Origin of the sequence: Paludibacter sp. 221 (assembly GCF_010501035.1) — a bacterium.
In the GTDB taxonomy this organism is placed as follows: Bacteria; Bacteroidota; Bacteroidia; order Bacteroidales; family Paludibacteraceae; genus QVMH01.
This window is the reverse complement of sequence record NZ_QVMH01000048.1, coordinates 1-18758: the sequence shown is the minus strand read 5'-3', so window position 1 is coordinate 18758 and position 18758 is coordinate 1. Positions and strand designations below refer to the sequence as shown.

General features: G+C 37.6%; 18 protein-coding genes. 10 read left to right on the top strand and 8 right to left on the bottom strand.

Annotated elements, in window-relative coordinates; all coding sequences use genetic code 11:
* The 5 genes from D0T49_RS10415 to D0T49_RS10395 form a co-directional block, all read left to right on the top strand.
* The coding region (locus tag D0T49_RS10415; RefSeq protein WP_304623093.1) for an FISUMP domain-containing protein at positions 1-1341 on the top strand (1341 nt) is incomplete at its 5' end.
* A gap of 312 nt (positions 1342-1653) precedes the next feature.
* Complete coding sequence (ispG, locus tag D0T49_RS10410; RefSeq protein ID WP_163631116.1) at positions 1654-3444, top strand: (E)-4-hydroxy-3-methylbut-2-enyl-diphosphate synthase; 1791 nt, start codon at positions 1654-1656, stop codon at positions 3442-3444.
* Positions 3445-3535: 91 nt separating this feature from the next.
* Positions 3536-3973 (top strand): hypothetical protein, encoded by a 438-nt coding sequence (locus D0T49_RS10405; RefSeq protein ID WP_163631114.1) that lies wholly within the window; start codon positions 3536-3538, stop codon positions 3971-3973.
* 276 nt (positions 3974-4249) lie between these two features.
* Positions 4250-4795 carry a DUF3332 domain-containing protein gene (locus tag D0T49_RS10400; protein ID WP_163631112.1) on the top strand — a complete coding sequence of 182 codons (546 nt, stop codon included), beginning with the start codon at positions 4250-4252 and terminating at the stop codon, positions 4793-4795.
* Positions 4796-5047: 252 nt separating this feature from the next.
* Positions 5048-6151 (top strand): AraC family transcriptional regulator, encoded by a 1104-nt coding sequence (locus tag D0T49_RS10395; protein ID WP_163631110.1) that lies wholly within the window; start codon positions 5048-5050, stop codon positions 6149-6151.
* A gap of 41 nt (positions 6152-6192) precedes the next feature.
* Here D0T49_RS10395 and D0T49_RS10390 read toward each other — a convergent pair whose 3' ends face one another.
* Both D0T49_RS10390 and D0T49_RS10385 read right to left on the bottom strand, forming a co-directional pair.
* A complete protein-coding gene (locus D0T49_RS10390) occupies positions 6193-6885 on the bottom strand; it encodes an LrgB family protein (RefSeq protein ID WP_163631122.1) in 693 nt (230 codons plus the stop codon).
* Positions 6886-6895: 10 nt separating this feature from the next.
* The gene (locus D0T49_RS10385) at positions 6896-7258 is read right to left on the bottom strand and encodes a CidA/LrgA family protein (RefSeq protein WP_163631108.1); all 363 of its coding nucleotides are present in this window, start codon (positions 7256-7258) and stop codon (positions 6896-6898) included.
* Positions 7259-7388: 130 nt separating this feature from the next.
* Here D0T49_RS10385 and holA point away from each other — a divergent pair, with 130 nt between their 5' ends.
* The 3 genes from holA (at position 7389) to D0T49_RS10370 (ending at position 12605) form a co-directional block, all read left to right on the top strand.
* Positions 7389-8408: a DNA polymerase III subunit delta gene (gene holA / locus D0T49_RS10380; protein ID WP_163631106.1), complete on the top strand. Its 1020-nt coding sequence runs from the start codon at positions 7389-7391 to the stop codon at positions 8406-8408.
* Positions 8409-8701: 293 nt separating this feature from the next.
* The gene (locus D0T49_RS10375; protein ID WP_163631104.1) at positions 8702-10693 is read left to right on the top strand and encodes a DUF3857 domain-containing protein; all 1992 of its coding nucleotides are present in this window, start codon (positions 8702-8704) and stop codon (positions 10691-10693) included.
* A gap of 4 nt (positions 10694-10697) precedes the next feature.
* Positions 10698-12605: a DUF3857 domain-containing protein gene (locus tag D0T49_RS10370; protein WP_163631102.1), complete on the top strand. Its 1908-nt coding sequence runs from the start codon at positions 10698-10700 to the stop codon at positions 12603-12605.
* Positions 12606-12703: 98 nt separating this feature from the next.
* Here the strand turns inward: D0T49_RS10370 and D0T49_RS10365 are convergent, their stop codons facing one another.
* The 6 genes from D0T49_RS10365 to D0T49_RS10340 all read right to left on the bottom strand — a co-directional run bounded on the left by D0T49_RS10365 (position 12704) and on the right by D0T49_RS10340 (position 17507).
* The gene (locus tag D0T49_RS10365) at positions 12704-13096 is read right to left on the bottom strand and encodes an HIT family protein (RefSeq protein ID WP_163631120.1); all 393 of its coding nucleotides are present in this window, start codon (positions 13094-13096) and stop codon (positions 12704-12706) included.
* Between the two features lie 33 nt (positions 13097-13129).
* Entirely contained in the window at positions 13130-13600 is a 471-nt protein-coding gene (gene greA, locus D0T49_RS10360) for a transcription elongation factor GreA (protein WP_163631100.1), read from the bottom strand.
* Positions 13601-14002: 402 nt separating this feature from the next.
* Positions 14003-14401 carry a hypothetical protein gene (locus D0T49_RS10355; protein WP_163631099.1) on the bottom strand — a complete coding sequence of 133 codons (399 nt, stop codon included), beginning with the start codon at positions 14399-14401 and terminating at the stop codon, positions 14003-14005.
* A gap of 325 nt (positions 14402-14726) precedes the next feature.
* On the bottom strand, positions 14727-15599 hold the full coding sequence (locus tag D0T49_RS10350) for a hypothetical protein (RefSeq protein WP_163631097.1): 873 nt from the start codon (positions 15597-15599) through the stop codon (positions 14727-14729).
* Positions 15600-15740: 141 nt separating this feature from the next.
* Positions 15741-16229 (bottom strand): YkgJ family cysteine cluster protein, encoded by a 489-nt coding sequence (locus D0T49_RS10345; RefSeq protein ID WP_370519669.1) that lies wholly within the window; start codon positions 16227-16229, stop codon positions 15741-15743.
* Positions 16230-16232: 3 nt separating this feature from the next.
* Positions 16233-17507, bottom strand: a complete 1275-nt coding sequence (locus D0T49_RS10340; RefSeq protein WP_163631094.1) for a hypothetical protein — start codon at positions 17505-17507, stop codon at positions 16233-16235.
* A 134-nt stretch (positions 17508-17641) separates the two neighbouring features.
* Between D0T49_RS10340 and D0T49_RS10335 the strand changes: the two genes are divergently transcribed.
* Together D0T49_RS10335 and D0T49_RS12975 are read left to right on the top strand one after the other, a co-directional pair.
* Positions 17642-18208 carry a 3'-5' exonuclease gene (locus D0T49_RS10335; protein WP_163631092.1) on the top strand — a complete coding sequence of 189 codons (567 nt, stop codon included), beginning with the start codon at positions 17642-17644 and terminating at the stop codon, positions 18206-18208.
* A 307-nt stretch (positions 18209-18515) separates the two neighbouring features.
* Positions 18516-18758: hypothetical protein (locus D0T49_RS12975; protein ID WP_203583464.1), on the top strand; the 243-nt coding region annotated here is incomplete at its 3' end.

Genomic DNA, 18758 nt, shown 5'->3' with positions numbered 1-18758 from the left:
ATGAACAGAAAACAATCATTCCGACAGACTTTAGTTTTGTTCTGTCTTTTTCAATTTTCGTTTTTCATTTTTAATACCAATGCACAGGTAACTATTGGTGCTGACAAAGCACCCGAAAGTTTTTCACTATTAGAGGTAACAGGTACTACAGGCGGTTTTCGCTTGCCGCAGCTTACAACAGTTCAGCGTAATGCCTTATCGGTAAGTGGTAAGGATTTAGCCGAAGGACTTACTATTTACAACATTACTACTAAATGTACTGATACATGGAATGGTACTGCATGGATTTCGAACTGTGGTGATAACGTAGCTCCACAAATCACTACTCAGCCTCGTGCTTTCAACTGGAAAGAAACAGAAGGTGTCGGTACTTTATTAGGTATTGGTACTGACGCGGCTACTATCAGTGTAGCGGCTACAGGCATCGGTACGCTTACTTACCAATGGTACGAAATCACTGCTAATCAGAATGCTGCTCCTGCTCCTATAGCCGGTGAAACAGCAGCAACTTTTACTCCCGACTTATCTGCTTCGGGTATGCGCCGTTACTATTGCCAAGTTACCGATGCTAACGGCAACAGCATAAACAGCGATATAGCCGAAGTAGCAGTAGGCTGTGGTGCTAAAACGGTGTCAGGTGGTTGGAGCAAATTTATGTGTTATAATCTTGGTGCTACTGTTACAACTATTGCTGCTCAGAAATCAACATCAAGTGTTGTATATAGTTATGGCGGTAGTGGTGTAACTCCCGACGATATGAAAGCTTCTCCAGTTTACGGCGACTTATACCAATGGGGTCGTACAACTGATGGTCACGAAAAACGTGCAAGTACGACTTCAACTACAACAGCTCCGGTTGCTGGTCTGACAGCAGGAACAAATACGTTCCTTAAAATTACTTCTGACCCTTACAATTGGACATCAGCTCCTACCGCCGACCTTAACTGGCGTAACCAGAAAAACGGTACTTACGACCCATGTCCTGCCGGTTGGCGCGTTCCTGCTCAGGGTGAATGGAGTGATATCTTCCGTGGCGGTTCGGCTCCCGGTGCTTCCGGTACTGCTGTAGCTAACACTTGGAGTTGGTATTCTACAGGCGGAACAAACGGTTACGAGATTAAGCCTGACGGTGAAACCACTACTTTATTTTTGCCCGCCGCTGGCAATCGCTACCACTATAATGGCGAGCTCTACACCGTAGGGTCTGGAGGCGGCTACTGGAGTGGTAGCCTTAACAGTACGTACTCGCTCCGCTTGGCCTTCGATGGTAGTAACGTGTACCCTGCGCACACTAGCGGCCGTGCGCACGGCTTCAGTGTACGGTGTATCTCAGAATTATAAAGCGCTTTATGTAACTTATCGACTGTTAGGGAATTAGATGTGTTTTGAAAAATATGCTGACTTGAAAAATCAAGTTTTCATAACCGCAGGCATGTGGCCTGTGGAGGGCACAGAAACAAATATTCTCTGCCTGAAAGATAGGACTGAATGTCTCTGTCTTTCAGGTAAATGAACGAAGCTTTCTCTGTTTTTGTCATGTGCTAATTTTCAATCATAAAATTTGTTCAGGGTTTCATTTAAACGTGAAGCCCTGAATTGTTTTATGCTAAAAAAGCAGTAATTTTATGCCTTTCATTTTTAAACAGTGTAAATATGGAATATTCAGAACAATTCAATTATAACCGACGGAAGTGTGCCGAAGTAAAAATAGGGAATTTAGCTTTGGGTGGCGATAATCCTATTCGTGTACAAACTATGGCTAATACGGATACGAATGATGTTGAAAAATCGGTAGAGCAGTGTATTCGCGTAATCGAAGCGGGTAGCGAACTGATGCGTTATACTACGCAAGGCGTGCGTGAGGTGGAAAGCCTGAAAGCGATTCGTACTATTGTCAGCGAAAGGGGATGCGCAATACCGTTAGTTGCTGATATACACTTTAATGCCAATGCGGCAATGCTTGCAGCCCGGTATGTTGAAAAAGTCAGGATAAACCCCGGAAACTTTGTAGGCGGTATTAAGAAAAAGGGAGATTGTACGGATTATACAGATGCCGAATTTGAGCAGGAATACGAAGTGTTGAAAACTCAATTCGTATCGTTTCTGAATATATGTAAGGAGCATGGTACAGCCATTCGCATAGGGGTTAATCATGGTTCGCTCAGCGAGCGTATGATGAACCGCTACGGTGATACTTCGCAAGGTATGGTAGAGTCGTGTATGGAACTACTAAGGATATGTCGCGAGGAGGATTTCGGCAAGGTGGTTATATCTATGAAAACGTCCAACACTGTTTTTATGGTGCATACTGTACGCTTACTGGTGCAGCAAATGGAGAAAGAAGGTTTTTATTTTCCACTTCATCTGGGAGTTACAGAGGCAGGTGATGGGGAGGACGGGCGTATTAAGTCGGCGGTTGGTATCGGGGCGTTGTTGGCCGATGGCATAGGCGACACAATACGGGTATCGCTAAGTGAAGACCCTGAATTTGAAATTCCTGTAGCAACGGCATTAGTCGATTATGTTGATAACCGTAAACAGCACGCTTTGATAAAAGGTATGGAGCACCTTTCGTACAATCGCTTTCAGTACGAAAGAAGGGAAACTCATGCCGTTAAGAATATAGGTGGCGAAAACCCTCCTGTAGTTATTGCAATAGAAAAAGGAAGTTACCCTATAGCTCCCGATTATTATTTGGAGAATGGCAAGGTGGTGGATGCGAATGGCGGTGCTTATACTGTTTATGAAAATAGTGATATTATAGAAATTGAAAATGATAATTCGGATTTAATCTTTTTGCAATTGCAATATGGCGATTTGACCCCCGAATTGTTGACATTATTATACAGGAAGAAAAATATCGTAATCCTGCTCCAAACGGCGCATGTAAATGGGGTAGGAGAGCAGCGCGCTTTCTTCCATTTATTGCTGAATGCAGGGTGCACTGTTCCTGTAGTTATTTGTAGGAGATATGCGGAATCAGCGTTGGGCAACTTGCAGATAAAAGCTGCGGCGGATATGGGAGTAATGTTTATTGATGGTTTCGGCGATGGTATTTTGCCGGAAAATGAAGGAGTTATTAGCTCGCAATCAATCTGTTCAATAGCTTTTGGCATATTGCAGGCGGCAAGGGTACGGATATCGAAAACAGAATATATATCGTGTCCCGGATGCGGGCGTACGTTGTTTAACTTGCAAGAGTCGATAGCCCGTGTGAAAGAAAGGACATCGCATCTGAAAGGTTTGAAAATAGCTATTATGGGATGTATTGTGAATGGTCCGGGCGAAATGGCCGATGCCGATTATGGCTACGTGGGGGCCGGACGTGGCAGGGTTAGCCTTTATAAGAAAAAAGAATGTATTGAACGTAATATACCTGAAGAAGAGGCTGTAGAAAAGTTATTGGTTTTGATAAATAAAGACAGGGCTGATAAAGAGATGTGATTGTAAACTCCGAACAAATACCCTGTTTTCATTGTTGTTTATGGTGTGATTTAATAATAATGATGATATTATAACTAAAAACCATTTAATTATGAAAAAGATTTTTTTAGCTATTGTTTTAATTGTGAGTAGTTTCTCTTTAGTTGAAGCGCAAAGTAATGCGCTTGGTCTCCGGTTGGGGTGGGGCGCTGAGCTTTCGTATCAACGCATGTTGCAAGCAAATCGTCTTGAGGTAGATTTAGGTCTTGATTTTGGTGGGGGATTGAATGCAGCGGGTGTTTATCAGTGGATGTTTGATTTATCTCAGTTGGCAACGGGTTTCAACTGGTATGTTGGTGCTGGTGCTTATGTCGGAATTAACAACAATTTTTTGGTTGGTGCTGTTGGCGATTTAGGTATTGAATACAACTTTAATATTCCGCTCCAATTGTCGTTAGACTGGCGTCCGGGGCTTTATTTTAATACCGGTGCAAATAATGTCGGGTTCGATTGGCGAGGATTTGCATTAGGAATCCGGTATAAATTTTAGAATAGGCCGTATAAGTGTTAAATAATATGAGCCGCAAAATATTTTGAACCGTACTGCTTGTAATATATGCGATGATGCAATGCTTTTTCAACTGTTTAAATATAAAAAAGATAGCAACCTTTTTTTGTAGTTTATTTAGAATGTAGGCTTGTTGTTTTAGTTCGTATACTTCAATAATAAACCATCCAAGCCCATTTTTTTAATATAAAAAAATACAAAGTTTAGTTATTTTTTATACATTTGCGAAATAAATCATTAATTTAAAAATAAGTAATTATGAAGAGAAAAATTTCTACAGTAGCAGTTGCACTTACTCTTGTTGCAAGCATTGGTTTTACATCATGTATTGGTTCATTTGGTTTGACAAGCAAAGTTTATTCTTGGAATAAATCACTTGGCGACAAATGGATTAACGAACTTGTTTTTTTAGCACTTTACATTGTTCCTGTATATGAGATCGCACTTTTTGCAGATGCAGTAGTACTTAATACTATTGAATTCTGGACAGGAAGCAATCCGATTGCAGCAGGTGACGTTAAAAAAGTGGAAGGTGAAAATGGTATCTATGCTATCGAAACTACAGAAAATGGTTACGATATCACTAACGAACAAGGACAAGAAGTAAGCCTTATTTTTGATGAAGAATCAAAAACTTGGAGTTCAGTTGCAGGTGATGAATCAGTAAAATTAATCACTATCGAAGACGAATCGAACGCAGTAGTATATCTTCCTAACGGAGAAATGCAAAATGTAGAATTGTCGGCTGACGGTATTTTAGCTTTACGTCAATCATTACAAACAATCTATTTTGCTTCTAAATAATTTCTCTCTCTATATATTTTAGCGAGATTAATAAATACATTAAAAGCTGTTTCCGAATCAGGAAGCAGCTTTTGTTTTGTACACTATTTGATTTGTAGCCGGAAGTGTAGTGAAAAAATAATTTTTTATCTTTGCTTTTCATTTGTTAATGTTGTGATGTCAGAATACTCCATACTATTACCCAGCTTTGTTTGCCTTTTTTGGGCCGTAACATTGCTTTTGCAAAGAAAAACGAATAACCGCTCGCAAAACATGTGGATTGTTACCGCATTGGTTATGGGGATAAGCACGTATATTTGGAGTGTTTTTATTGCCGGAGTCAGCAATTATGAGCTATTTTATAAGCTCGAATTGGTTGAAGCATTTACTACCTTATTGCTTCTTCCTCTGCTTTATCTGTGTTTCAGAACTTTGACTAACGAAAAGTCGCTTTGCTGGAAAGATTTTCTTTGGTTCCTACCTGCTATACTGATAGGAGGAAGCATGTTGCTGCTTTATATAATAATGGGAGATGAGTATGCTATCATCTACATTCGCGAAATGATTGAGAATCAGGGTAAACTCATTACATTTACCGGGCCTGTTTACCGTGTACATAATTTTATCAGTGGCTATCTCTATACAATTCTTGTGTTGGCACAGATAATTTATATACTGATATATGCTACTGTCCGTCTTGTTAATTACCGTCACCGACTTAACGATTTTTTTTCTAATCGGGAAGGAAAATCTATAGAAAACGGTACGGCTTTGCTGGTTGTGCTTTATATTGTATTAATTCTCTCGTTGCTTACATATAGGGGACGTTTTCACTATAATGAATCGACTCTGTTTGTCAATTTGTTAATGATAGTATGGGCTGTTGTCCTATATGTTTTAGGCTATAATGTATACAATTTGCGATATACTGCTGAAAATTTTGCTCAGGATTTGGAGCTTTCTGATAATAAAGCATCTCAGGAGGGATATGGGTTGGATGAGGAATCAAATGCAGACTCGGAAGATATCAACAACCTGAATACATTACAAATGAGAGTTGTGCCGGAGCTTACGCGGCTTATGGATGAAGAAAAAATTTTCTTAAAAAATGACCTTCGTATGGATGAAGTTGCACGATTGATTCATACGAATCGTACTTATATCTCACGTATCATCCACGAAGAATATCATTGTAACTTTGCTGACTTTGTTAATAGTAAGCGTATCAAATATGCTCAGGATATGGTTCGCTCCAATCCCCACCTCACACAGGAACAGGTTGCCGAGCTGTCAGGCTTTATACACACTTCCACCTTCAGCCGTGTCTTTAAGCAACATACGGGTGTGACCTTCAGGGAATTTATGAAAGGATTTTAAAGCGTTGTAATATACTTTACAAACTACAGATTCCTTCTCGTTTAAAGCAAAAATTTCTCTACAAAAGGAACGAGCAATGCTGTCATTATTCCCATTACCCCAATAGCGAGCCCGCTGATAGCACCTTCTAACGCACCCATTTCCAATGCCCGTGAAGTACCCAACGCATGTGCCGCCGAGCCCATTGCCAATCCTTTAGCTACTTTGCTTTTTATTTTCAGTTTACGAAGAATCATAGGGCCTACCAATCCGCCAAAGAGCCCGCATATTACTACAAAGGCCACAGTCAGTTCGGGTACGCCACCTGTATTTTGAGCAATATTGATAGCTATGGGAGTGGTGACGGACTTTGGGGCAAGGGAGGAAAGCAAGATTTTATCTGCTCCAAATAGCTTTGCAATAAGAATGACACTCACAATCCCTACAATGCTTCCTACAAAAACAGCAGTCAGAATAGAAACAACTTTTCCTTTGATATGCTCTATTTGCTCATACAGTACATATCCTAATGCCACAACGCTGGGGCCGAGCATAAAATTGAGAAAACGTGTTTGCTGATAAAATATTTCATATTCTATTCCTGTGATTTTGAGGAACGGAATTATAATAGCTACAGATATAAGTAAAGGTTGGAGCAACGGGAATTTTAGCTTTTGATAGAGCCGTATTCCTAATAAGAAAGTGCCTAAAACCAGCATTAATAAAAAAACCTCGCTTTGCAATAAGGCTTTTATGCTTTCAATTTTATCGGTCATCGTTTTTCTTTTTTAGCTGGCGGTTTTCAAAATGTTCCTGTACCAATGCCACAACAATAATGGTGAGTACGGTACTTACTATGATGGCTAAGGATATAGCCCAGATTGATTTTGAGATTATTTCGGCATAAGCCATTAAGCCTACGGCAGGCGGAACAAAAAATAACGCCATGTTTTTGGTAATAACTGTTGCTGTGTCTTTAACCTTTTCAGGTTCTACCACTTTGAAAAACAAGGCAAGAAAAAGCAAAACCATGCCAATGACGCTTCCGGGGATAAAGCCATTGATAAGAATGCTTAGCACTTCTCCTAAAAAATAGAAAAACAAGATGTGAAAAAGTCCTTTAATCATGCTGCAATTAACTCAGGGGTGAAAGGTGAAAAAGGAAAGGTAAGATTTCTGAATCAGGGCACAAAATTAAGAAAATAATAGAAATTAATTTGTAAATTTGAACAATGATTTTATCAACAAAAATTATTGAATGGCAAAGCAAGCAGTAATTACGGCAGAAAGCGTATTGAGTGAGTTGAAGAGTAAGGTTTACGCTCCGGTATATTTCCTGATGGGCGAGGAACCTTATTACATTGATGTTATTTCGGATTATATTCAGAATAATGTTCTGGATGAAATGGAGCGGGAGTTTGACCAAACAGTTCTGTATGGGAAAGAAACCGATATGCGTACTGTGATTAATGCGGCAAAGCGTTATCCGATGACGGCGCAATATCAGGTAGTCATAGTAAAAGAGGCGCAACTGATAAAAGACTGGGACAATTTGGTATTTTACCTACAGCAGCCCTCAAAATCAACCATTCTCGTATTTTGCTATAAATATGGTGTGCCTGATGGACGCAAAAAATGGTTTACTATGTTGAAAGCTACAGGTATTGTTTTCGAATCCCCCAGAATAAGAGATTATGAAATCAATGCATGGATTTCGAGATATGCTAAAAGCAAAGGGCTTGCAATAGATGAGAAAGCAAGTTTCATGCTTGCGGAGTATCTGGGAACTGATTTGAGCAAGATAGCCAACGAGTTGGATAAACTCATGATAACCAAGCCTGCCGATTCGGTACGGATTACGCCCGACCTGATAGAAAAAAATATAGGCATCAGTAAAGATTATAATGTTTTTGAGTTGCAGGCAGCCTTGATTAACCGTGATGTACTTAAGGCCAACCGTATTGTTCTGTATTTTGCCGAAAACAAAAAAGCCAATCCGCTTGTAATGGTTTTGTCGCAACTTTTTAATTTTTTCAGCAATTTGATGTTGTTTCATTATTTGCCCGATAAAAGCCAGATGGCGGTTGCTTCTGAGCTGAAAATAAATCCCTATTTCGTAAAAGATTATCAGAAAGCAGCACAGGTATTTAATGCGTGGAAAACAATGTTTATCATAAGTTATATACGTGAGACAGATGCACGCAGCAAAGGGATAGATAATGTGAGTGCAGACGAGGGAGACTTATTGAAAGAACTTGTGTTTAAAATACTCCACTGATTATTAAATAAGATACATACTTACCTGAAAATTAAAACCGCTATGCAGCATGTGCCGTATAGCGGTTTTTTTTCGAGATTAATAAACAAATGTAAAACAAACAGAATTTCGAAAATATAATAAACAATTATCGTGCCGTGAATTTTTAATTGCTCTAAACAAATGCTATTTTGTTTTATATGGAATAGAATAAATTTAACATAAAAATACTCCGGTATAATTTGTATTATAGGAAATGAAAATTATATTTGTATAACAATAATTAAGAAAAAACTACTTCATAAAACTAAAGCATGAAAAAAATCTATTTTACGTTATGTTTACTGCTGTGTGCGGCGTTTGTATTTTCTCAGGAGATAAGTTTAAAATATGGTAAGATAACAGATGATGAGTTGAAGATGACTACTTATGATAAGGATACTACAGCCGTAGCAGTGGTTCTTTACGAAGATGGATATACTTCATATACTTATAATAACACCGTAGGCTTTCAGGTTATTTTGGATATTAAAAAGAAAGTGAAAATACTAAAGCAAGAAGGTGTGAGTGAAGCTGATATTTCTATTCCATATTATAAAAGTGGAAATGACAAGGAAACGGTAAGCAATTTGGATGCTACCGCCTATAATATTGAAAAAGGAAAGGTAATAAAAACAAAGCTGGAGAAGAAATACATATTTGATGAAGAGATAAATAATCGATACCATCAGGTTAAGTTTTCAATTCCTAATGTAAAGGAGGGTACGGTTATAGAATATAAATACAGGATAACATCGCCTTATGCGTCCAGAATCCCCGATTGGAATGTGCAGAGCCATATTCCGGTAATGAATAGTTATTACGAGGTTCTTATTCCGGAGTATTATCATTTTAAGATAGATGCGGCAAAAGGGTTCGAAAGGATTCAAGTAGAAGAAACTAAGCAAAACCAAAACTTCAATATAGGTTATAGCAGTAGCGGGCAGGCTGTAAATGTAACCAGTGACAGCCGTTTGCTGAAATTCAGGGCAAAAGATATGCCTGCGCTAAAAGACGAACCATATGTTTGGTATTTAAATGACTATATTTCGGGAGTTCGTTTTGAGTTGAGCGGAACCAAATTTCCTAACGATTTTTATAAGCCATATACCAGTACATGGCAAAATATAGAAGAAACATTGAAGGAGAAAACAGATTTTGGCTCTAATGTGAAAATGGCGAACCCGTATAAAACCGAGGTTAAAACAATTGTAGAAGAGTCTGTGACGGAAGAAGAAATTATCACAAAAATATATGCGTTGATTAAGGAAAAAATCCGCTGGAACGAATCCTATTCCTTTTGGGGAAATAATGCACGCGATGCGGTAAAAAATGGTACAGGAGATAATGGGCAGATTAATATGGTATTGTTGAGCATGCTTAAAGATGCTAAGATAAATGCCTATCCGGTACTTATAAGCCGTCGTAATTATGGGCGTTTACCATATACGCATCCTTCATTGGATAAGTTGAATACGTTTCTTGTAGCAGCAGAAACTTCGGATGGAAAATCTTTTTATATGGATGGTTCTGCCGTACGCGGTGGGCTTAATGTACTTCCGGTGAATTTATTAGTCGACCGCGGGTGGCCGTATAATAATGTTGGTGGAGAAAAATGGGTTAACTTGACAAACCTTGCTAAAAATCAACAATTGATTGCACAAAAAGCCAGTATTGATGAGAACGGGAAAATGACAAGTGAAATGACTACACGTTATAATAATCAGATAGCATATAATGTGAAGTCCGATTATTTTTCGGCAAAAGATTCAGTTGAGTATCTGGAAAATTTTCAAGATAAGAATAACTTAACTGTTGACAGCTATGTTATTGAAGGAATAGAGCCGATGTCGAATACGGTATCTGAAAAAATGACTTATACAAAGAATTATGAAATAGTGGGAAATTACATCTATATTAACCCGCTTATTTTCACACATCTTGATAAAAACCCTTTCACTCAGTCCGAGCGAAAACTTCCGATAGAATTTAATTATCCATATACATACATTTCGAGTATAATTTTGACTATACCCGATGGTTATGAAATAGAAGAGCTCCCTTCAATATTAAATATGTCCCTGCCTGAGAATGCAGGTAAGTGTACTTATCTTATAAACCGGATGACTGATAATACCATACAATTAAATTATCGTTTCGATTTGAATAAAATTATTTTTATACAGTCGGATTATGAGTTGATTAAAGAATTTTTCGGAAAGGTAGCCTCTAAAAACACAGAACTTGTCGTATTGAAAAAAATATAATTATATGAGATTATTAGTATCGTTGATTTTTGTTTTTTTCTGTAGTTTGGCTAGTGCAGATTCATTCAGGTTTTCGGTATCAGAAATTCCCGATTCTTTGAAAAAAGATGCTTTTGGAGTACTACGTTTTTCAAATGTTGAATTTGATTATATCTCTGAAAAATCAGGTGTGGAAAAACAATCGTATGCCATTACCATATTAAATAAGAATGAAAAACAACTGGCTGATTTTGTTACTTATGGAGATAAGTTCAGGGAGTTGAAGAAATTTTCGGCTACCCTATATAATGCAAATGGTGAAGTGCTCCGAAAATTTAAAATGTCGGATATAGAGACTACTGAAATGAGCGATGGCTTGGCAAATGACCGGAAGTATTACTTTTTTCATTGTGAAACTCCTATTTTCCCCTTTACCATTCATTATGAATATGAGATAAACTGGAAGAATGGGATTTTTAGTTTTCCTATATTCTATCCGCAATCATCTTATTCTTTGGCAGTTCAAAATGCGACTTATCAATTAAGCCTTCCTCCTGACTTAAAAATTCGTCAGAAAGCATTGAATAATATGCCTGAAAACCCTGATATAACCGTAGAGAAAGGCAAGAAGATATATAAATGGAAAGTTGAAAATTTAAAAGCAATCGAGTCAGAAAGTTTTGCCCCTCAGTTACGCACTTTAGTTCCAATGCTGTATATAAGTCCGGAGAGCTTTATATATGATAAAGTTAGCGGTACGATAACCGATTGGGAATCGTATGGAAAATGGGTATCGGGCTTGATGTATGGGAGGGATGTTCTTCCAGCTGCATTTAAAGACAAAATAATCAGCATGACTCAAAATGCCGGAAGTGATTATGAAAAGATTAAAATTCTGTATGACTATTTAGGCGAAACAACACGGTATGTGAGTATTCAGTTGGGTATCGGAGGGTTTCAGCCAATGTTTGCATCAGAGGTAAACAAAACGGGTTTTGGCGATTGTAAGGCTTTGTCTTTTTATTTAAAATCCATGCTGGAAGTTATTGATATTCCTTCCAATTATGTTGAAATACGGTCTGATAGAAGAAATAAGCGTATGTTTCCTGATTATGCCACGTTTTACGAAACAAACCACGTTATTTTACAAGTTCCTCTGGAAAAAGATACTTTATGGCTCGAGTGTACTAATCCTCGGATTCCGTTTGGTTTTGTTCATAATAATATAGCTGGACATGATGCTGTGGAGATTAAGAGTGAGGGTGGGAGGTTTTGTCAACTACCAGACTATCCCGATTCATTAAACGTAGATAAAAATTCGGCTACCGTAAAACTTCGTGAAGATGGAAGTGCGTCTATACAAGCCGAAAAAGAATATCACTTGAAAGTGTATAATGATTTCTTTGGATTAAATGAAAAAAAGAAGAATGAACAGGTAGATATATTCCGACGCGGAATTAATCTTCCTAATGCCACGGTAAACTCAGTACAAATCACAGAAAACAAATCAATACGCCCTAACTTTTTTATTTCTTACGATTGGCAAACTACACTATATGGCACAAAAACTGGTAACCGCTTGTTTATACCAGTCAATCCCTATAGGAACCAATACAACTGGTTTAAGAAAAAAGAACGAAAATATGATATTGATATTTGGAGAGGTTTTAACGATATAGACAGCATTTTTATTTCTATCCCCGAAAATTATGAAATAGAAACATTACCCATGCCTGTATTTATTACTACAAAGTATGGTGATTTTAGGAGTATTGTTTTTCCAAAGGAGGAGGGTATCCTGATCACACAATCGTTTTATTCACCTGCCGGAAAATATCAACTTGCTGAATACACAGAACTACGTGATTTTTTTGAAAAGATAAATTCGGCATATAATAGTAAAATCATTTTGAAGAGAAAAGAAAGAAATTAGTCCTGAATGTAAGACACAACATTATTCTTAAAATAAGAAGCCAGACACTTTATAAGTAGTCTGGCTTTGTTATATTATAAATAAGTTTGTTTATTCGGTCAAAAATTTTTGCTTATAGTCTCTGCTATATTGCTCATTTCTTCCTGAGGTAGTTTTAGTTTGGGGTTTCTGAAATTCATATCAGCCTCAGTTTGGATAGGAATGAGATGGATATGTGTGTGCGGTACTTCCAAGCCGATAACAGCTAGACCAACACGTACGCAAGGAATTGATTTCTCAATGGCTTTAGCTACTTTTTTCGCGAAAATCATTAAATCGGCTAATACCTTATCATCTAAATTGAAAATATAGTCCTCCTCTATTTTAGGCACAACCAGCGTGTGTCCTTTTGTCATGGGGTTTATATCCAAAAAAGCATAGAAATTATCATCTTCCGCTATTTTGTAGGAGGGAATTTCGCCTGCAATTATTTTACTGAATATAGTCATGATTATAGGTTTATTCTTATTAATAAGAGTTTCAGCTTATAATGAGATTTCAAGAACTTCGAACTCCATTTTACCCGACGGAACTGTAACTTCGGTTTTATCACCTACTTTTTTGCCTAACAATCCTTTGGCAATAGGAGTGGTTACCGAAAGTTTCCCTTCTTTCAGGTTTGCTTCGCTTTCGGACACTATCATGTACGACATAACTTGTCCGGTTTTGCTGTTTTTTATTTTCACGCGTGTCAGTATCTGAACTTCGCTGGTATCAATTTTCGATTCGTCAATCAATCGTGCCGAAGCGATGGTTTCTTTTAGCTGTGATATTTTCATCTCGAGCAAGCCTTGTGCCTCTTTTGCTGCATCATATTCTGCGTTTTCTGACAAGTCGCCTTTATCACGTGCTTCTGCAATCATCTTCGAAATGGCCGGGCGTTGTACGTTTTCCATTTCATTCAGTTCTTCCATTAGTTTTTTATAACCATCTTCGGTCATATAAGTTATAGCCATAATTTCTTATGTATTTGGTTGTGTTAATACTTTTAATCTATCTTATCGTCTGATTCGGATTTATAAAACAATTCAGAATAATTTATAACAAAAAAGAATTCCGACTTTTCTTTGCCGGAACTCTCTTAAATTTTGTCTGTGCAAATATACTAACTTTTTGTTTTAAAGTAGGTTCGAGTTTGTGAAAAATTAAATTATTTACTTAAATTAAGAAATTGTTTTGAATTTTTTCACAGGTTATTTTCAGTTATTTTTCGAATGATTTTAATTTAAGTTTTTCGTATAGCAGCGGGCTGCTTGAGAAAAATTTAAATTAAAAGACACGAAAAAGGGCGAAAATGAGTATGAAAGAATATCATAAGAAATCAAAACTAAAAATATCCGTAAAATTCAAAACAGTTTCTAATATTTTCGCTGAAAAACTTCAGAATATACAAAGGCTTTTTTTACATCATCCACATCGTTCAATTCGATGGTAAAAGCGGGCTTTTCATCTTCATCATCATTTAAGTTTCCTATTATATCCGTCTTTTTTTGATCGTAAAAATTTTCGGATGCATTATAGTCCTTTTCATATGTGTTAATTGGCACAGTCTTTTCATATACTTCGTTTTTTTCAGGATAAGTCTGTTCGTTTTCAGAATACCACTCATCATATTCAGTCGTTCTCTTTTCCTGATACACAGGTTGTGCCTGAGGGGCATCAGCTTTTTTGCTCTCCTGTTTTTTCAGTTTCTTTACAAGGCCGCCTATGATGACGATAAAAAAAATGAGATAATATAAAATATCACCAACCTCCATATCTGATTCTTATGTTTATAGCAAAGTTAGTGTTTTAGTTTGGATAAACCATACTCTTTTTTGAAATAAAAACAATGGGTAACTTCGCAGCCACCCATTGATACATTTTAACCTAAACCTTAACTATGAAAAATTTATCTGTTTGTTTACTTTGCAAAGATGAATAGAATTTTTTATTTATGCAAGAATTTTAATAACTAATTTCAAATAAGTTGAATGATTTATTTATCTTTCTGTATAAATATGTAGTAAAAATTTCATTTCCGCTAAAAACTTGTATAGGAAAATGCTTTATCCTTTCAAAAAAAGATTTTTCCTTTTCTCATTATTCTGCAACTTCCTGATATAACCATGCGTTTTGAAAATCCTTGCTCTGTTCCCTTATCTTTTTTAAATATAAGATTGCAATTTCTTTACTTGAGAAAGATTCTATTATCACATGGTTGAGGTTTGCCAATGGCAGTACAAAGGCATTATCATAATACTTAGCATGTAATAAATCGCGGTAAAGCTCGGCAGGTTTCATTTCAGAAAAGCCGGATACAACAACATGATATTTTTTTAGCTCGCCTGTATCGACATTAATACTTTGTTCTTCGATATTGCTTTTGTCTTTCGGTGTGTTAAGAGCCGCAAAAGGATTTTGAATACCGGCATGTTGAGAAATATCGTTATTACCAATGCGGGGAGAAATAAAAAGAACTGTAAAGAGAATTAAAATAGCAGCAGCATACCGGAATACATTTTTTACAGGAGGAACAGAAAGAGTTACCGTCTTGTTTCTTTTCAGCTTAGGAGTATTGATTTCTTTCAGACCGAAATTGGCAGGAATAAAATCATTTTTTTGTGCTGCTGCGAATATGATAGCGTTTTCTTTGTTTAATGAAAAACTGCCAAGTTTTCCAAAAACCATCTTTTCTCCCTTTCTTAATCCGGATTGGAATTTATCGGTTTCTGTTTCAATAAATCTACATGCTTCGCTATAGCTGATATTTTCCGATTTCGAAACTTCAGTAGCGAGCAATCCGTCGTTATTATTCATTCTTGGGTTAAATCCAACGATAGAGCAGGGGGGAATGATGCCATTATCAGTAACTTTGGCTGACTGTGTTTGAATTACAAAGCCTCCGAAATCGGGAATGATAACGAAATCATTTTTTATAAGTAAAAGCTCAATATGCCGGATTATTTTCTCCATGACTGCAAAAGTAAGACAAATCAGGTTATATCATTTTTTATTTGAGGCAAAAGTTTTCAACAACTTGTTAAGCATAAAACTATATTTCAATGCTAATCGTTTATAAATCTCTATGTGTCCCTCTGTGACCAATAGCGGGATTTACTGTTTCTTTACCTCTTCCAAAACATTAAAAACGATAGGACAAGTGTAAGCATTCTTTATCGAAAGGTTATATATCTGGTAAAACCGTTTTCTGTCCGTATGGGGGTATTCGCGGCACGCTTTCGGTCGGGATTCGTATATCGCGCAGTAATTATCGTCACCTAAAAATGGGCAGGGCATCGAGCGAAAAACCATATCCCCGTCTTCATCTATCCGAAGGTACTGTTCAATAAAATTGTTTGTTTTTATCCTCAGGGCTTTTGCCATACGCTCTACGTCCTTATCGGTAATTCTGGGGCCTAATGCCCGGCAGCAATTTCCACACGAGAGGCAATCGGTTTCATCTGAATACTTTTGGTGCAGTCCGTGTATGAAAACGTCCATCTTCTCCACTTTCTTTTTGTTTTTAGCAAAGTAACGTTTCCATTCCGGCTCAGCTTTTTGTGCCAGTTCGGGGAGTTGTGTATGGTCGGTTTGTTTAGACACTACTTAGAAGGTATAAATAATACTGGCAGCTATGCGGTGGTTGTCTACCCAATAGTTGTTGGTAGTACGCCCGTTGTTTTGAATGTTGCCATACATGATGGAGGTGAAGTTGTACTCAGCGCCAAAAGAGAGCTTAGGCAGGTTGTAGCTTAAATATAATGAAGCTCTGTACAGGCAGTCGGCAAATAACTGTTCGGTTTGGTAAAAACCACGGCTATACACTGCAAAGTTTCCGGTAGCACTTTCAGCCAGTTCCTTATTGCTGCCTAAATTCTGAGAATAACCTGCAAACAAGCCTATGCGCCATGTTTTCCCGTATACCAGATTTATCCACGAGGTCAGGATGTCGAAATTGGTATATTCGGTTTCTTTCATAGTAATTTCGTCGAAATTGGTATATTCGGTTTCTTTCATAGTAATTTCGTCGAATTTGCTAACTCCGTAACCATTCATCATCAGGTGGTCGCTCAGGTTTTGTCCCCACAGGGTTTTAAGCCTGAACTGAAATTTAGAATCTACGTATTGAGTGTATATTGTAGCACTAATCGAGGTCAGGCTTGCGTTGGGGTTAGGTTTAATTGTTTTTGTATCAAACCCAATTCCGTTTGTCCAGTTTTGTGTCTTGTTCTCTATCCCTATGAAAAAATTAGGCAATATAGCTCTTTTCATATAATTCGCAGATGTTCCTTCAGGCCCTTGCGACATGTATTGCATTTGATAAAGCGCGGCGGCGGAGATGGAGAAATAATCTCCCAGATTGTATGTATAGCTTATCTGAGGACTACGGTTGAATGCTTGTATCGGTGAACCTGTGTTCAGCGAAATAATATTAGGGAAAACTTTCCCGAAAAGCGGATGCCATGTTTGCCCTATCAGCAATTCGGAATGTCTCCAATTAAACTTTGCGTAAGCCTGTCTCAGACGCAGTACGAAATACATGTTTCCACTTCCGGCAAAATCGGCTTCCACTTTAGCAAAGGTTTTAGCCCCCAACATATCAGGCCCTTTCACATCCAGTCCTAAACGGGTGCTTACGCTTATCATTTCGGCTTCGGCAATAGCGTTTTTATCTTTCCCATTTTCGTCCTTTATAATCGGTTTCGGGGAAATATGAAACACACCATCCAACGACTGCTCATTCTGACGCGAATTATAGAAAAAATCATTCCGGACAAATCCATAAATTTTAAGCTCAGGCTTTTGTTCTTGCGAATGTAAAGTCAAAAGAGATATTCCTAAAAGCGAAGAGGTTATGATTGTCTTTAATTTCTTGTTCATGGCTGAAAACCGTTTTGTATGGATTATGAAAGCACGTGCAAAGTTAACAAAAAGATTGCCTGTAACAAACACTGTTAGAGCTATAAATTGTTCAGTTCTTTTTATTAACTTTGTAATACCAATCCTGAATTTTAATGACTTTTACCGCAATAGATTTTGAAACAGCGCATGCCGGTTTTCCATGCGAGGTAGGGCTTACCCGTGTTGAGAATGGAGTGATTACCCGTTCGGCATCGTGGCTGGTTAAGCCTGCGTGCTTTCCTTATATGAACCCTTTCAACGAACGCGTACACGGGATTTCTTCGGCCGATGTGGCAACAGCACCGACCTTTGAAGAGCTGTGGGGCGAATTAAGACCTTGGCTCGAAGATGAACTGGTGGTAGCCCATAATGCCCCTTTCGATATGCATGTGCTCCGTACTTCTTTGGCGCATTATGATTTGGCTGTTCCGTGGATAGACTATTTTTGCAGTGTGAGGCTATCCCGCAAGGTTTGGAAAAACCTGCCGAGCCACTCGTTAGGGAAATTGTGCGAATACCACAATATCTCTTTTGAGCATCACCGTGCGGGCGACGATGCCAAGGCTTGTGCTATTATAACGCTTAAGGCTCTTGAGGAAACTGGAAATACTACTGTTTTAGACGGATTGAATAAGTTGGGAGTGAAAGTGAAACGCCTGTCAACAGAGTTTGGTAAATGAGGATATGTTATAAAAGGTCTACATGTTTTATAAATCAATTGCTTTAACTTGCTGAAAATCAAGTTATTGTTATTTTTACTGTAGTTTGGATTTAAAAAAGTTGAGGACTTGTTTCTTTAATTAGCTTTAAATCAGTCGATTAGTAAGAGTGTGCAAAAGCGGATGCAACGGGTAATACCTCCAATCAGGCGGTTTCTCTGTATTTGTATGGTAAACGCTATATCGTTAAATATTTGCCTCAAAAAATCAAAGCCTTTACATTTGCATCCATATTCTTCGAGCAAAAATGAAGAATGAAAATTGAAAAATGAATCTTTCTCTACAAATAACCCCTCAAAAAAATGCTCTTGCAAATGTTAAAATATTTGTAAATAGCATTATTATGTTAGAGAGAGAGAGAGAGAGAGAGAGAGAGAGAGAGAGAGAGAGAGAGCCATTTACAATTTGTCCATTTACCATTTACTATTGCCGTAATTGGGTATTATCTCTTACCATTCCTTTTTTTCTCTTATTCCATTTTATTCCCTTACTCCTTTGTTCTTTTATATCC

Bases quoted from the DNA above. Each gene is read 5' to 3' on its own strand.
- ispG (WP_163631116.1), top strand. From the start codon at position 1,654: ATGGAATATTCAGAACAATTCAATTATAACCGACGGAAGTGTGCCGAA.
- D0T49_RS10405 (WP_163631114.1), top strand. From the start codon at position 3,536: ATGAAAAAGATTTTTTTAGCTATTGTTTTAATTGTGAGTAGTTTCTCT.
- D0T49_RS10400 (WP_163631112.1), top strand. From the start codon at position 4,250: ATGAAGAGAAAAATTTCTACAGTAGCAGTTGCACTTACTCTTGTTGCA.
- D0T49_RS10395 (WP_163631110.1), top strand. From the start codon at position 5,048: ATGTGGATTGTTACCGCATTGGTTATGGGGATAAGCACGTATATTTGG.
- D0T49_RS10385 (WP_163631108.1), bottom strand. From the start codon at position 7,258: ATGATTAAAGGACTTTTTCACATCTTGTTTTTCTATTTTTTAGGAGAA.
- holA (WP_163631106.1), top strand. From the start codon at position 7,389: ATGGCAAAGCAAGCAGTAATTACGGCAGAAAGCGTATTGAGTGAGTTG.
- D0T49_RS10375 (WP_163631104.1), top strand. From the start codon at position 8,702: ATGAAAAAAATCTATTTTACGTTATGTTTACTGCTGTGTGCGGCGTTT.
- D0T49_RS10370 (WP_163631102.1), top strand. From the start codon at position 10,698: ATGAGATTATTAGTATCGTTGATTTTTGTTTTTTTCTGTAGTTTGGCT.
- greA (WP_163631100.1), bottom strand. From the start codon at position 13,600: ATGGCTATAACTTATATGACCGAAGATGGTTATAAAAAACTAATGGAA.
- D0T49_RS10355 (WP_163631099.1), bottom strand. From the start codon at position 14,401: ATGGAGGTTGGTGATATTTTATATTATCTCATTTTTTTTATCGTCATC.
- D0T49_RS10350 (WP_163631097.1), bottom strand. From the start codon at position 15,599: ATGGAGAAAATAATCCGGCATATTGAGCTTTTACTTATAAAAAATGAT.
- D0T49_RS10340 (WP_163631094.1), bottom strand. From the start codon at position 17,507: ATGAACAAGAAATTAAAGACAATCATAACCTCTTCGCTTTTAGGAATA.
- D0T49_RS10335 (WP_163631092.1), top strand. From the start codon at position 17,642: ATGACTTTTACCGCAATAGATTTTGAAACAGCGCATGCCGGTTTTCCA.